Origin of the sequence: uncultured Dysosmobacter sp. (genome assembly GCF_947631635.1) — a bacterium.
GTDB lineage: Bacteria > Bacillota > Clostridia > Oscillospirales > Oscillospiraceae > Oscillibacter.
Window position 1 is genome coordinate 12293 of the sequence record NZ_CANRMB010000019.1, and the last position, 12689, is coordinate 24981.

16 protein-coding genes are annotated in these 12689 nt (G+C 61.8%); 10 read left to right on the top strand and 6 right to left on the bottom strand.

What is annotated here, in order from left to right; translation table 11 throughout:
* Positions 1-158 precede the first annotated feature (158 nt).
* The 5 genes from Q0Z71_RS10450 (at position 159) to Q0Z71_RS10470 (ending at position 3538) form a co-directional block, all read left to right on the top strand.
* Positions 159-416 (top strand): TIGR03905 family TSCPD domain-containing protein, encoded by a 258-nt coding sequence (locus Q0Z71_RS10450; RefSeq protein ID WP_298022040.1) that lies wholly within the window; start codon positions 159-161, stop codon positions 414-416.
* Positions 417-510: 94 nt separating this feature from the next.
* A complete protein-coding gene (locus Q0Z71_RS10455) occupies positions 511-1644 on the top strand; it encodes a glycosyltransferase (RefSeq protein WP_298022044.1) in 1134 nt (377 codons plus the stop codon).
* A 274-nt stretch (positions 1645-1918) separates the two neighbouring features.
* Positions 1919-2359, top strand: coding sequence for a cell wall hydrolase (locus Q0Z71_RS10460; protein WP_298022047.1), 441 nt, complete (start codon positions 1919-1921; stop codon positions 2357-2359).
* 11 nt (positions 2360-2370) lie between these two features.
* Positions 2371-2955 carry a hypothetical protein gene (locus Q0Z71_RS10465; protein ID WP_298022050.1) on the top strand — a complete coding sequence of 195 codons (585 nt, stop codon included), beginning with the start codon at positions 2371-2373 and terminating at the stop codon, positions 2953-2955.
* A 70-nt stretch (positions 2956-3025) separates the two neighbouring features.
* Positions 3026-3538, top strand: a complete 513-nt coding sequence (locus Q0Z71_RS10470) for a nitroreductase family protein (RefSeq protein WP_298022053.1) — start codon at positions 3026-3028, stop codon at positions 3536-3538.
* Between the two features lie 70 nt (positions 3539-3608).
* On the opposite strand, the gene Q0Z71_RS10475 is transcribed toward Q0Z71_RS10470, so the two are convergent.
* On the bottom strand, positions 3609-5006 hold the full coding sequence (locus Q0Z71_RS10475; protein ID WP_298022056.1) for a D-alanyl-D-alanine carboxypeptidase family protein: 1398 nt from the start codon (positions 5004-5006) through the stop codon (positions 3609-3611).
* A 119-nt stretch (positions 5007-5125) separates the two neighbouring features.
* Here Q0Z71_RS10475 and Q0Z71_RS10480 point away from each other — a divergent pair, with 119 nt between their 5' ends.
* From Q0Z71_RS10480 to Q0Z71_RS10495, 4 genes are all read left to right on the top strand, one after another.
* Positions 5126-5515 carry a helix-hairpin-helix domain-containing protein gene (locus tag Q0Z71_RS10480; protein ID WP_298022058.1) on the top strand — a complete coding sequence of 130 codons (390 nt, stop codon included), beginning with the start codon at positions 5126-5128 and terminating at the stop codon, positions 5513-5515.
* Complete coding sequence (locus Q0Z71_RS10485) at positions 5512-6189, top strand: response regulator transcription factor (RefSeq protein ID WP_298022061.1); 678 nt, start codon at positions 5512-5514, stop codon at positions 6187-6189. The genes Q0Z71_RS10480 and Q0Z71_RS10485 overlap by 4 nt, the downstream gene beginning before the upstream one ends.
* Positions 6190-6253: 64 nt before the next feature.
* Entirely contained in the window at positions 6254-7600 is a 1347-nt protein-coding gene (locus Q0Z71_RS10490; RefSeq protein WP_298022064.1) for a cell wall metabolism sensor histidine kinase WalK, read from the top strand.
* Positions 7597-8496 (top strand): GerMN domain-containing protein, encoded by a 900-nt coding sequence (locus Q0Z71_RS10495; RefSeq protein ID WP_298022067.1) that lies wholly within the window; start codon positions 7597-7599, stop codon positions 8494-8496. The genes Q0Z71_RS10490 and Q0Z71_RS10495 overlap by 4 nt, the downstream gene beginning before the upstream one ends.
* 380 nt (positions 8497-8876) lie before the next feature.
* Here the strand turns inward: Q0Z71_RS10495 and Q0Z71_RS10500 are convergent, their stop codons facing one another.
* Positions 8877-9398, bottom strand: coding sequence for a spore maturation protein (locus Q0Z71_RS10500; protein ID WP_298022072.1), 522 nt, complete (start codon positions 9396-9398; stop codon positions 8877-8879).
* Positions 9395-9979 (bottom strand): spore maturation protein A, encoded by a 585-nt coding sequence (locus tag Q0Z71_RS10505; RefSeq protein ID WP_298022075.1) that lies wholly within the window; start codon positions 9977-9979, stop codon positions 9395-9397. The genes Q0Z71_RS10500 and Q0Z71_RS10505 overlap by 4 nt, the downstream gene beginning before the upstream one ends.
* 131 nt (positions 9980-10110) lie before the next feature.
* Between Q0Z71_RS10505 and Q0Z71_RS10510 the strand changes: the two genes are divergently transcribed.
* On the top strand, positions 10111-10353 hold the full coding sequence (locus Q0Z71_RS10510) for an AbrB/MazE/SpoVT family DNA-binding domain-containing protein (RefSeq protein ID WP_298022079.1): 243 nt from the start codon (positions 10111-10113) through the stop codon (positions 10351-10353).
* A 116-nt stretch (positions 10354-10469) separates the two neighbouring features.
* Here Q0Z71_RS10510 and rsmI read toward each other — a convergent pair whose 3' ends face one another.
* The 3 genes from rsmI to Q0Z71_RS10525 are packed head-to-tail and all read right to left on the bottom strand — an operon-like array spanning position 10470 to position 12394.
* Positions 10470-11312 (bottom strand): 16S rRNA (cytidine(1402)-2'-O)-methyltransferase, encoded by an 843-nt coding sequence (gene rsmI, locus Q0Z71_RS10515; protein ID WP_298022083.1) that lies wholly within the window; start codon positions 11310-11312, stop codon positions 10470-10472.
* On the bottom strand, positions 11309-12043 hold the full coding sequence (locus tag Q0Z71_RS10520) for a tRNA1(Val) (adenine(37)-N6)-methyltransferase (RefSeq protein ID WP_298022085.1): 735 nt from the start codon (positions 12041-12043) through the stop codon (positions 11309-11311). The genes rsmI and Q0Z71_RS10520 overlap by 4 nt, the downstream gene beginning before the upstream one ends.
* 24 nt (positions 12044-12067) lie before the next feature.
* Complete coding sequence (locus Q0Z71_RS10525; protein WP_298022088.1) at positions 12068-12394, bottom strand: hypothetical protein; 327 nt, start codon at positions 12392-12394, stop codon at positions 12068-12070.
* Between the last annotated feature and the right edge of the window lie 295 nt (positions 12395-12689).

Consider the following 12689-nt stretch of genomic DNA (forward strand, 5'->3'; position numbering starts at 1 on the left):
GTTATTGATGGGACCATCATATCATCGAATATCGATATTGTCAAGAAAAAATTGAGCGCGCCGAGGCAGGCCGAAAATGCGGCCGGGTCCCACTTGCGTTTTTAAGCGCGTTGTGGTACGCTATGACTATTAAACAACAAAAGAAGAGGGAAGATCACATGACATATTCATTTCGGCCCAGAGGCGTTTGCTCCCAGGAGATGCGTGTGGAGATAGACGAGCAGGGCGTCATCCAGAATTTACAGGTCCTGGGCGGATGCAGCGGCAACCTGCAGGGTATCGCCGCCCTTGTCAAGGGCATGAAGGCCCAGGAGGCCATTGAGCGTCTGAAGGGCATCCGCTGCGGGTTCAAGGAGACCTCCTGCCCGGACCAGCTTGCCCGCAATTTGGAAAAGGCGCTGGAAAAACGGGCATAAGATGGGGCGGCGCGGCCCCCTTCAGGCGCTTACACAGGTGCCGCCGGAGATCGGGACCGGTACAGCAAGACCCGAGGAAAGAGCGGTTTAACGTATGAAGATCGTATTGGTCATCGACCAGTTTGACGACGCCAACAACGGCACCACCATCAGCGCCCGCCGGTTTGCCGCGGCGCTGAAGGCCCATGGCAACGAGGTGCGGGTCATCGCCATCGGAAAGCCGGCGGACTATAAATATGCGGTGCGGCAGATGCGGTTTTTCCCGGTGGTGGAGCATCTGATCACCAGCCAGGGGATGCGTCTCGCCATCCCCAACCGCCATGTGTTCGAGAAGGCGGCCGCCTGGGCGGACGTGGTGCACTTTATGATGCCCTCGCCCCTGGCGATCATGGGCCTGCGGCACGTGGAGCGACTGGGCATCCCCCACACGGCGGCATTCCACTGCCAGCCGGAAAACATCACCTTCACCTTACATCTGGGCAACAGCAAGCGGATGAACGATTTTGTGTACAACCGCTTCCGGGACACCTTTTTCAACCGCTTCACCCACATCCACTGTCCCAGCAACATGATCGCGGGGCAGCTCCGGGAACACGGCTATACCGCCCGGCTCCATGTCATCTCCAACGGCATCAGTCCGGAGTATTTCTATGGGAAGCGGCCCAAGGAGGATTGGCTGGAGGGCTATTTCAATGTGCTGATGGTGGGCCGCTACGCCGGGGAAAAGCGGCAGGACGAGCTGATCGAGGCCTGCGCGAAGTCCCGCCACGCCAAGGATATCCAGGTCATCCTGGCTGGAAAGGGTCCCCTGGAGAAAAAGTACCGCCGTTTGGCGGAGAAGCTGCCCAATCCCATCGTCATGCAGTTCTATGAGCCGTCCCGGCTGATCGAGATCCTGCACATGGCGGATCTGTACGTCCACACCTCCGACGCGGAGATCGAGGCCATGAGCTGCATGGAGGCCTTCGCCTGCGGACTGGTGCCTGTCATCGCGGATTCTCCCAGGTCCGCCACGCCCCAGTTCGCCCTGGACGGGCGGAGCCTGTTCCCGGCGGGGAACACGGGTGCCCTGGCGGAGCGCATCGACTATTGGATCGAGCATCCGGAGGAACGGCGGGAGATGGAGAGGCGCTACGCCGAGCACGCCAAGCAGTATGCCCTGGAGCGCTCCATCGAGCAGACGGAGGACATGTTCCGTCTGGCCATCCAGGAGCAGAGAAAACGGTAAAGAATGCCTTTTGCAGAAAAACGGGACCGCTGGTAAGAGCGGTCCCGCTTCATTTTCCCTATGTAAAAAGCAGGATCCCCCTTGGCCGTGCAGGGGGTAAAGGGGGATAGGAGCGGATGCAAAAGCCTGTGACAGCGGGCATTTGTGCCGCAAAGCGGGGGTGTGAAGCCCGCTGAAAAAAGCGCGCCGTTTTTTCAACAGATGGAACAGGACCGTGCGCACCAGCGGTCCCGTTTGCGCATAGGATAGACCAGCAACTAAGGAGGAATGAACGATGGCTTTTTCCGACCGGGAGCTGTTGGCACGGCTGATCCAATGCGAAGCGGGCGGCGAGGGAGAGACAGGCATGAAGGCGGTGGCGGGGGTGGTGATGAACCGGGTCCACGCCAAGGGCGGCGAGTACGCCCGGGTGGGCCAGGGCAGCATCCGCAAGATCATTTTCCAGCCATACCAGTTTGTCTGCGCCAGTGAGACAGAGGGCGGCGCTTACAACCCCCAGAATATCTACAACATGCGGCCCGAACAGATCCACTACGACATCGCCGACTGGGCCATCGCGGGAAACCGGATACCGGATGTGGCGGAATCCCTCTGGTTCTACAATCCCTTTGGCCCCACCTGCCGTTCCCGCTTCCCCTCGGATGTGGGATATTGGCAGACGCGGATCGGCGACCACTGTTTTTATAATCCGACAAACGCCTATTACAAGACTTGAGAGGTGTCATGATGCTTCATTTTCAAAATACTTATGCGCCTGCGGCATCTGCCCAGACGATGAATGGACGTCCGCTCACCCAGACGGACTGGTCCACGGAGATCACACCCGCGCCCACGCAGATGACACAGCAGCAGATGCGGCCCGCCTCGGACACCGGGATCGGCGGGATCGCGGAAGCGCCTGGCGGCATGCAGGGCGTTCCCGGCACCATGCCCGGCGGCATGATGAGTCCGGGGATGCAGATGTACCGTGACCGGGGCGCGCTGGATATGACCACCGGCCTGCCTGACGAGGTGATCGAAGCCCCCACGACGGTGGATGAGGCCTACCGGGGTTCCCTGAAGGCCATGCTGGCCCGGAACCTGGGAAACTATGTGGTGGCGACGTTTTTGGTCGGCACAACGGGGACGGTATCCTGGGAGGGCATCCTGTTCGACGTGGGCAACGACTTCGTGACCATTTACCAGGAGCCCCGGGACCGCTATATTGTGATCGATATCTACTCCCTGAAATATATTGAGTTCTACGATACCCGCCGCCGGGAGATGTGCGAGTCCCTGATCCAGGGCAGAAACTGGCAGGGAGAACCCTGAAGGTAGGATTGCGGACTGGGGAAAACTGTGGTAAAATCCGGATATCACAGAGAACAAAGGAGAAATTCCCATGGATTTTGCAAAGCTTTCCGCGGAGCGCTACTCTCTCCGCAAATTCAGTGACCGCCCCGTGGAGCGGGAGAAGCTGAATCTGGTGCTGGAGGCGGGGCGCAACGCCCCCACCGCCCACAATTTTCAGCCCCAGCGCATCTTCGTCATCCAGACGCCGGAGGCGCTGGAAAAGGCCGACGGCTGCATGGGCTCCCACTTCCATCCGCCGGTGATCCTGGCGGTGGCGTATGACCCGGAGACCGCCTGGAAACGGGAGACCGACGGCAAGGACCACGGCGAGATCGACGCGGCCATCGCCGCCGCCCAGATGATGCTCCAGGCCGCGGACCTGGGGCTTGGCACCACCTATGTGGGGATGTTTGAGCCGGAGAAGCTGCTGGCGGCGTTCCCGGAGATGGCGGGCCTGCGCCCCATCGCCATGCTGCCCCTGGGCTATCCCGCGGAGGGGGCGCATCCCGCCCGCCTGCACAGGGACCGGAAGCCTATGGGGGAACTGGTGAAGTACCTGTAATACCCCTTTCGTCAAATCCGTCAAAATAAAAAGGAGACTGCCGCCGGCAGTCTCCTTTTTATCAATTTTGTCAATGCCTGCGGCGGCCCCGGTAGTTGCCGCTCCGGCCACGGCCCACACTGCGGCCATAGCGGTAACGCCGGCGGCTGAACAGCAGCTTCCAGACGATCAGAGCCAGGAGCAGCACCAAAAGCACCGCGGCGGCAACCTTCACAGAGGTCTTGGAGAAGAACAGCTGCACATCCCGCCAGAAGGTCAGCAGCTTGGAGGCCTCCACATCGTTGAGGGCCAGCAGATTGACCGTGGCGTACTCCCTGCCGTCATAGCTGAGGGTCAGCGTGCCCAGCACATCCCCCTCGGAGATGGGGGCCTCCGCCGGATCGGCCCGCAGGCTGACCTCCCGCTCCAAATGCTCCGGAGAGAGGCCTTTGGGCATCAGGACCTCCACATCCTTGGCGGGATGTACGGTGACGTGGTCGATCTTGGACAGGGACACCGGCACCTCCTGGAGCATCTCGCTCTCCTCAAGGATGGTCTGGTAGCTGAAGTTGTCAAAGGCCCAATCAAACAGCTGGTTGGTATCGTAGAAGCTGTATGTCCGGATCTCATTGTTCTCCAGCGTCACCCGGTCGCAGCCCAGCACCACGCTGATGAAGCTGAGGCTGCCCCGTGCGGCGGAGGACACCAGGCAGTGACCCGCCTCAGAGGTGGAGCCGGTCTTGATGCCGTGGGCGTCACTGTTGAGATAGCCCCGGGACCACCAGGCGCCGATCAGGTAGTTGGTGGTGTGCAGGGTCCGGGCCGGGCTGAGGTTGGTGGCGGGGACCGTGACGGTGGCCGTGTCGCAGATGGTCATGAAGACGTCGTATTTCAGCGCGGCGCTGGCGATCAGACACATGTCCCAGGCGGAGGTGTAGTGCTGGGAGTCGTGGAGGCCGTTGGGGTTCACAAAGTGGGTGTTTTTGCACCCCAGCTCCTGGGCCTTGGCGTTCATGGCGTCCACAAAGGCGCCGACGGAGCCGGAGACCGCCTCCGCCAGAATATCGCAGGCCTCGTTGGCGGAGACCACCAGCATGCAGTACAGCAGGTTTTCCACGGTCATGGTCTCGCCCACCTGGATATTGGCGGTGCTTCCGTCGGAGGAAAGGCCCTCAAAAGCAGAGGCGGAGGCGGTGAGCTGCTGGTCCATGGCCAGCTTGCCGCCGTCGACGGCCTCCAGGACCAGCAGGGCGGTCATGATCTTGGTCAGGCTGGCGGGATACAGCTCCTGATGCTCGTTTTTGGCATATACCACCGCGCCGGTGTTGGTGTCCACCAGCAGGGCGGCCTTGGCGTTCAGCTCCGGCTCCGCAGGCAGCACAGGCGCGGAGGAGCCGTCCGGCCCGTCAGCGGCGGCAGACGGCACGGCCCACAGGCTCATGACCAGGGCGATCAGCAAAAAAACCGATAAAAAACGCTTTGTTTTCATGTCCTTCTCCTGTAAATTATGATATAATCAATCGAACAGCATCATTTGTGTGTCCCCGGCGGAAACTGCGCGGATTCGACATACCGATAGTATACCAAAAAATGCATGGGAGTTCAACCATGAACGAAAAGGGAAAAATTGCAAAAGCGGAATGGCTTCTGCTGGCGGCAACAGCGCTGTTTCTGTGCCTGTTGCTGGCGCTGTTCTGGAAGGACCGGGCCGCTATGGCGCCGGATGAGACAGGCGTGGCGGTGGAGACGGAGACCGAGGTGCCTCAGGCGGACATCCAGCCGGACCTGTCCCCGCTGGATCTGAACAGCGCCGCCGTGGAGGAGCTGGCGGAGCTGCCCGGCATCGGGGAGGAGCTGGCCCGCCGCATCGTGGCGTACCGGACGGAAAACGGTCCCTTTGAGACTGTGGAGGAGATCATGAAGGTATCCGGGATCGGCGAGGGCAGATTTGCCGCGCTGGAGGACCGGATCACCGTGGATGGAAAGGATACAGAATGAAGATCTTAGTGGTGGATGACGAAAAGACCCTGGTGAAGGGCATGAAATTCAATTTGGAAAATGAGGGCTATCAGGTGGAGTGCGCCTATGACGGCGCGGCCGCCGTGGAGCTGGCCCGCAACAATAAATTCGACCTCATCATCCTGGATGTGATGATGCCGGAGCTGGACGGCCTGGAGGCCTGCATGCGCATCCGGGAGTTCTCCAACGTGCCCGTCATCATGCTGACGGCCAAGAGCGAGGACGCGGACAAGCTCATGGGCTTTGAGTGCGGCGCGGACGACTATCTGACCAAGCCCTTCAACATCCTGGAGCTGAAGGCCCGGGTCCGGGCGCTGCTCCGGCGGGCCGCCGGTGTCCAGCGCATCCAGGGGGCGGTGCTGACGGTGGGAGATCTGTCGCTGAACACCGAGGAGCGGGTGGCCATCCGGGATGGACAGGTGGTGGATCTGACCGCCAAGGAGTACGACCTCATCGAGCTTTTGATGCGGAATCCCCGGCGGGTGTACAGCCGGGAGAATTTGATGAACGTGGTGTGGGGCTATACCTACACTGGGGATTACCGCACGGTGGATGTCCACATCCGCCGCCTGCGGGAGAAATTGGAGAAAAATCCGGCGGAGCCGGACCACATCATGACCAAGTGGGGAGTGGGGTACTATTTCAAAGGATAGACAGAGGATCTGGGGCAGCCTCCGGGCCAAATTCGGACTGAGCTATATCTGCATCATCGCGGCAGTGCTCCTGCTGCTGAACAGCTATCCGCTGCTGGTATCGGAGAATATGGTGTTCCGGTCCAAGGTGACCACGATGCAGAGCAACGTCTCCGTGATGGTGTACTCCCTGTCCGGCCTGGACAGGCTGAACGAGGAGAATGTGGCGGCGGCCATGGCGGTGGTGGAGGAGACGGGACTCTCCCGCATCCTGGTGACGGACGCGGCGGGAAAGGTCCTCTACGACACCCGGGAGACCGACAGCGCCGTGGGCAAGTATGTGCTGTATGCCGAGGTGGTCCAGGCCCTGATGGGCAACGACGCCTCCTCCTGCATCTACCAAAACGGCGCGTTCCGCAGCCGGGCGTCCTCGCCGGTGCTGTATCAGAACCAGATCATCGGCGCGGTGTATGCCTATGAATACGACACCGAGCAGGCCGCCCTTCTGGCGGGCCTGCAGGGGAATCTGCTGCGCCTGTCCGCCTTTATCGGCGTGGTGGTGCTGGCGCTCAGCCTGTTTCTGTCCATGGCGCTGACCAAGAAGATCGGAAACCTGCTCACCGCCATCCGCCAGGTGCGGGAGGGCGCGTACAGCCACCGGGCCCAGGTGAGCGGACGGGATGAGATCGCCCAGATCGGCCAGGAGTTCAACAGCCTGACAGACCGCCTCCAGACCACGGAAAACGCCCGGCGGCGGTTCGTGTCTGACGCGTCCCATGAGCTGAAGACGCCGCTGGCCGCTATCCGGCTGCTGTCGGATTCCATTTTGCAGACCGACAACATCGACCCGGAGACGACCCGGGAGTTCGTGGCGGATATCGGGCAGGAGGCAGAGCGCCTCAGCCGCATCACGGAGGACCTGCTGCGGCTGACCCGGCTGGACAACAGCATTTTGGACCCGCCGGTGGCGGTGGACGTGCTGCCGGTCCTGGAGCAGGTCATGCGGATGATGAGCCTGGTGGCCCAGGAGAAGGGGGTGGATCTGACCTATGAGGCGGCGGATGGATGCACGGTCCTCGCCACCAAGGACGAGATCCACCAGGTGATCTACAATCTGACGGACAACGCGGTCAAATACTCCGGGGCGGGCGGCGCTGTGCAGGTGTCCCTGAAAGCGGCGGGAAACCAGGTGGTGCTGTCTGTGGCGGACAACGGCGCCGGCATCCCGGAGGAGGACCTGCCCCGCATTTTCGAGCGGTTTTACCGGGTGGACAAGGCCCGCTCCCGCGCCGCCGGCGGCACGGGATTGGGACTCTCTATCGTCAGCGACACGGTAAAGCGGCGGGGCGGCACGGTGAGCGCCGCCAATCGGCCCCAGGGCGGCGCGGTATTCACGGTGTGCTGGCCCAGAATGGAAGGAGGACCGGCATGAAGCGAATGCGTTTGATCCTGCTGTGCGCGCTGGTCCTGCTGACCTGCGGCTGCGCGGATGTGAGCGGGGAGCAGGCGGAGGGATATGACCTCTATTTTATGCGGGCGGATCTGGAGGAGGCGTCCGGAGACGGCGCGCTCCAGGCGGAAAAGGTCTATTTGAACGGCCTGGAGGAGGCGGATACCCGGCAGATGGTGGAGACTCTGGTGACGGAGCTGCTGAACGGACCGATGGAGGCGTCGCTGAAAAGCACCATCCCGTCCGGGACGACGCTGCTGTCGGCGGAGGTGAAGGGCAGCCAGGCGGTGGTGGACCTCTCCTATGCGTACAGCACGCTCTCCGGCGTGGGCCTGACCCTGGCGGACCAGGCCATCACGCTGACGCTGACGCAGCTGCCGGATATCCTGTCCGTGAAGATCACGGTCCGGGGCCGGGAACTGGTCTACCGGGACAAGCAGGTCTTTACCACGCGGGATGTGCTGCTCTTCCCGGAGGAGGATGTGGTGGCCACGGTCCAGGCCACGCTGTATTTCCTGGGTGAGGACGGAACGCTGACGGCGGAGGACCAGACGCTGGATCTGTACGAGGGCGACACCCAGGTGGGCGTTGTGGCCCGGGCGCTGGAGAATGGGCCGCAGGGCAAGGACCTCTCTCCGGTCATGCCGGAGGGCTTCCGGGTGAAGAGCGTCTGGCTGGAGGAGGATGTGTGCTATGTGAACCTGTCCTCCGTGGTGCTGGAGGAGCTGGAGAACACCACGGCGCTGCCCTGGGCGCTGGAGGCGCTGGGGCGCTCCCTGTGCTCATTGGATACGGTGGGCGAGGTGCGGTTCCTGGTGGACGGCGAATTCGCGGAGAGCTACGGGCCTGTCGGGATCGGGATCCCTTATACGGCATGATCAAATCACTGGAAAAGAAGCAAAGCCTCTTTTCCAGTGCCCCGGCGCTTATACGCCGGGGCAGGCCGCAGATGCGGTTCTGATTCAGATCTCACAGTCAACACAGGCGCACTTTACGCGCCGAAAAACCATTTGTGATTTATAATCAAATAACTTGAAAAGTGACAAATTCACTTTTCAAGTGTCACAGCGCATGAGCGCTGTGACAGGCCGCGGACCGCGGCCCTGATTTGAATTTCATAGTCAATCACTGTGCGCTTTACGCACAGCGGGCATCGCCCGCTTGAAAAATCCCATGCGATTTTTCAAGTTCATTGACTATATCAGGTGTGTTGACGATATCATGAAAAAAGCGGACGGGACGGAGGTCCCGTCCGTCTTTATGCGCCGAAAAACAGGCGGACCGCAAAGGCGGAGGCGATAAAGCCGGTCAGGTCAGCGGCCAGCGCCGCGGGGAGGGCGTGCCGCGTCTTGTGAATGCCCGCGGAGCCGAAATAGACGGCGATGGTGTAAAACGTCGTCTCCGTACTGCCCAGCATCACCGCCGCCACCCGGCCGATGTAGCTGTCCGGGCCATAGACGGTCATCAGGTCGGTGGCAACAGCCAGGGCGCCGCTGCCGGACACCGGCCGGATCAGCATCAAGGGGGTGGCCTCCGGGGGCACGCCCAGCAGTTTCAGGAGCGGCGCGCACAAAGTGGACAGCCACTCCATGGCCCCGGAGGCACGGAACATGCCCACGGCGGTCAGCAGACCCACCAGAGACGGGATGATGCGCAGCAGCACCGTCAATCCCTCCTCCGCACCATGGGTGAGGGCACCGTAGACATCCACCCGCTTTCCCATGCCGTAGGCCGCCACACCGGCCAGCAGCAGGGGGATGACCAAGGAGCTGAGGCTCATGGCCGCCTCCTTCCCCGGCGGGAGAGGAGCCAGGCGGTCAGCAGGCCTACAAATACGGAGAGGACGGAGCTCAGCCACACCGGGAGAAGGATGTCAAAGGGCGTCTGGCAGCCGGCGGCGGCCCGGACGGAGGCGATGGTGGCCGGCAGCAGCTGGATGGAGGCGGTATTCAGCACCACCAGCAGGCAGAGCTCGTCGCTGGCGATGCCGCCGCAGCCTCTGGCCATCCGCCGGGCGGCCTGGATGCCCAGAGGCGTGGCCGCGTTCCCGAGACCCAGCAGATTGGCGGAGACGTTGGCGGACACCGCCGCCAGGGTCTCTTCGTCCCGGCAGGCGTTTGGCAGCAGCCGCCGCAGGACCGGGCGGAAGGCTTTCGCCAGTCCGGAAGACAGGCCGCATACGTTCATGATCTCCATGACGCCGGACCAGAGGCACATGATCCCCGCCATGGAGATACTCAGGTCGATGGCGGAGCGGGCGCCTTCCAGCGCGGCGTTCGCCACCGCGTCCAGGCTCCCGGTGAAAAGGCCGAACACCAGGGAGAGAACGACCATCCCGGTCCAGACCCATGCCATTGCCATAGTGAAGATCCCTCCTTGTGGATTTGTTAAATTAGTTTGAACCTTTGCCCTTTCGGATTGACAAATAATGACAGAATATGATATGGTCGTCTTCGTAGGGCTTGGAAAATGAGGATAGAAGGAGAAAGACTGTGAAATCGACGGGTATTGTGAGAAAAGTGGACGAATTGGGCCGGATCGTACTCCCCATCGAGATGCGCCGCACGCTGGATATCGGGGAAAAGGATGCATTGGAAATCTATGTGGAGGGCTCGTCTGTCATTCTGAAAAAATACAAGCCCAGCTGTATTTTCTGTGACAGCGCGAAGGATATCACCACATTCAAGGGGAAGAACGTCTGTCCCAAATGCCTGAAGGAATTGAAGAATCTGTAAGCACTGCCATGCTTGCAAACGAAGAAAGCACTCCTGCGGAATCTCCGCAGGGGTGCTGATATTTTTATAGATCTGTGCTTTTTCAAAGACCGTTTGGCAGATGGAGGCAGAGCCTCTCACCGGGCGTCCTGGCCGTTCAGCGCGGCGGCGTACAGCTCGTTTTTGGAGAGGCCCGTGTGCTCGGCGACCTCCTTGGCGGCGTCCTTCAGACGCATCCCCTGCTCCCGCAGGGCCAGCACCTGGGCGACGCCCTCCTCCAGGGTGACGGTGGACTCCCGGCAGGGCTCGGCGCCAGCGACCACCAGCACATACTCCCCCTTGGGGGTGGTTTCCCCGTAGTAAGCCGCGGCCTCGCCCAGGGTGCACCGCCGGGTCTCCTCGTGGAGCTTGGTCAGCTCCCGGCACAGGGCGATCCTCCGGTCCGGGCCGAAGGCGGCGCACAGGTCGTTCAAAGTGGCGCGCAGCTTGTGGGGGGCCTCGTGGAAGATCATGGTCCGCTCCTCACTTTTCAGGGACTCCAGATGCTCCCGGCGGCTCTTTTTGTTGACGGTCAAAAAGCCCTCAAAGGTGAACCGCCCCGTGGGCAGGCCGCTGACGGCCAGGGCGTTCACCGCCGCGCAGCAGCCGGGGACGGACAGCACCTCCACGCCGTTTTCCGCGCACAGCCGCACCAGGTCCTCACCGGGGTCGGAGATGGCGGGCGTCCCCGCGTCCGTCACCAGGGCGCAGGACTCCCCCGCCAGCAGGCGGGCCAGGATGGCCTGTCCGGCGCTGACGTGGTTGTGCTCATGGTAGCTGACCAGGGGCTTTTTGATGGCAAAGTGGTTCAGCAGCTTCACGGACACCCGGGTGTCCTCCGCCGCGATGAAGTTCACAGCCGCCAGCGTCTCCACCGCCCGGGGAGAGAAGTCCCCCAGATTGCCGATGGGGGTGGCGACCAGATAGAGTGTGCCGCTCATGGCGTTTCCTCCTGTTGTCTGAAATAAATGGCGTTTACCTCCGGCGTGGGAGCGCCGCCGGGACTTTGCAGGATCAGGGGAGCCTCCGCCGTCAGGCCCGGCCTTCCGCCCCGGCGGCCCTCGGCCAGCACCAGGGAGGGGGCGGCCCCGGCGGTCTTACAGACCTCCCGCAAACGTTTTGGCTCCATGCCGGAGGCCCGCAGGGTGCACAGCAGGTCGCACAGCCGCTCCGGCTTGTGGACCAGACAGAAGCTGCCGCCCCAGCGGAGCAGGTGGGACGCGGCCCGGCAGACGTCCTCCAGGGTACAGTCCGTCTCGGCGCGGGCGGTCCGCAGAGCGGCATTTTCAGAAACGCAACCGCTGCCGGCGGGATAATAGGGCGGATTGCAGACCACCAGGTCGAATTGCCCGGCGGGAAACAGGGTTTTGATCTTTCGCAGGTCGCCCTGCCGGAAGGTCAGACGGTCCGTCAGGCCGTTTTCCGCGGCGGCGCGGTCCGCCAGCCGGACGGCCTCCGTCTGGATCTCCACCCCGGTGACAGACAGCTCCGGCTGCCGCTGCAGCAGCAGCAATCCCAGCAGTCCGGTGCCGCAGCCCAGGTCGCAGACCCGCAGGCCCGGCTTCAGCCGGGGCAGGGAGGAGAGCAGGAAGGTGTCCGTCCCCGGCGGGAACAGGCCGTCGTCATAGACGAACCGGTATCCGCCGGGACAGAGAGATTCCCAGTGTTCCATAGGGGCCTCCTTTGAAGTGTGTGCTCAAAGCCGGATGCCGAATACCTCAACAGTGATGCGGCCATGCCCGCCGCGCAGCACGCAGGATACGTATTTGCCCGGGGCGGAGAAGTCCAGCTCGTACCCAGCGGCGGAGAAAAAGGTCCCCTGGATGTCGTAGCACAGGTCAGAGAGGTCGTCAAACGGGGGCGCGGGCTTGTTGATGTCGATCCCCAGCGCATCCAGAAATGCCGTCAGCTCCGGCAGATAGGCCGCGAGAGGGACCGGAGCGGCGGGCCGCAGGGCATAGACACGCCGGTTGGCCTCCACATCTGTAAAAAAAGTATAGTCCTGATATAGAACCGCCTGCATGTCATAATCACCTGCATGTCATAATCAAATATCTTGAAAAGTGATCAATTCACTTTTCAAGAGTCACAGCGCATATGCGCTGTGACAGGCCGCAGTCTGCGGCCTTGATTTGCATTTCATAGTCAATCACTGTGCGCTTTACGCACAGCGGGCAATGCCCGCTTGAAAAATCATGTGTGATTTTTCAAGCTAATTGACGATATCAGCGCCTTTTCGTGGGATAGATTTATTATATCGGAAAAGGCGGGGAACTGCAAGACGGAGGATGCGCCGTCCCGCCCCGTCCAAAAGCGAC

Excerpts from the sequence above, each read along its gene's own strand:
- Q0Z71_RS10450 (WP_298022040.1), top strand. The coding sequence starts at position 159 with ATGACATATTCATTTCGGCCCAGAGGCGTTTGCTCCCAGGAGATGCGT.
- Q0Z71_RS10455 (WP_298022044.1), top strand. The coding sequence starts at position 511 with ATGAAGATCGTATTGGTCATCGACCAGTTTGACGACGCCAACAACGGC.
- Q0Z71_RS10460 (WP_298022047.1), top strand. The coding sequence starts at position 1,919 with ATGGCTTTTTCCGACCGGGAGCTGTTGGCACGGCTGATCCAATGCGAA.
- Q0Z71_RS10465 (WP_298022050.1), top strand. The coding sequence starts at position 2,371 with ATGCTTCATTTTCAAAATACTTATGCGCCTGCGGCATCTGCCCAGACG.
- Q0Z71_RS10470 (WP_298022053.1), top strand. The coding sequence starts at position 3,026 with ATGGATTTTGCAAAGCTTTCCGCGGAGCGCTACTCTCTCCGCAAATTC.
- Q0Z71_RS10475 (WP_298022056.1), bottom strand. The coding sequence starts at position 5,006 with ATGAAAACAAAGCGTTTTTTATCGGTTTTTTTGCTGATCGCCCTGGTC.
- Q0Z71_RS10480 (WP_298022058.1), top strand. The coding sequence starts at position 5,126 with ATGAACGAAAAGGGAAAAATTGCAAAAGCGGAATGGCTTCTGCTGGCG.
- Q0Z71_RS10485 (WP_298022061.1), top strand. The coding sequence starts at position 5,512 with ATGAAGATCTTAGTGGTGGATGACGAAAAGACCCTGGTGAAGGGCATG.
- Q0Z71_RS10495 (WP_298022067.1), top strand. The coding sequence starts at position 7,597 with ATGAAGCGAATGCGTTTGATCCTGCTGTGCGCGCTGGTCCTGCTGACC.
- Q0Z71_RS10500 (WP_298022072.1), bottom strand. The coding sequence starts at position 9,398 with ATGAGCCTCAGCTCCTTGGTCATCCCCCTGCTGCTGGCCGGTGTGGCG.
- Q0Z71_RS10505 (WP_298022075.1), bottom strand. The coding sequence starts at position 9,979 with ATGGCAATGGCATGGGTCTGGACCGGGATGGTCGTTCTCTCCCTGGTG.
- rsmI (WP_298022083.1), bottom strand. The coding sequence starts at position 11,312 with ATGAGCGGCACACTCTATCTGGTCGCCACCCCCATCGGCAATCTGGGG.
- Q0Z71_RS10520 (WP_298022085.1), bottom strand. The coding sequence starts at position 12,043 with ATGGAACACTGGGAATCTCTCTGTCCCGGCGGATACCGGTTCGTCTAT.
- Q0Z71_RS10525 (WP_298022088.1), bottom strand. The coding sequence starts at position 12,394 with ATGCAGGCGGTTCTATATCAGGACTATACTTTTTTTACAGATGTGGAG.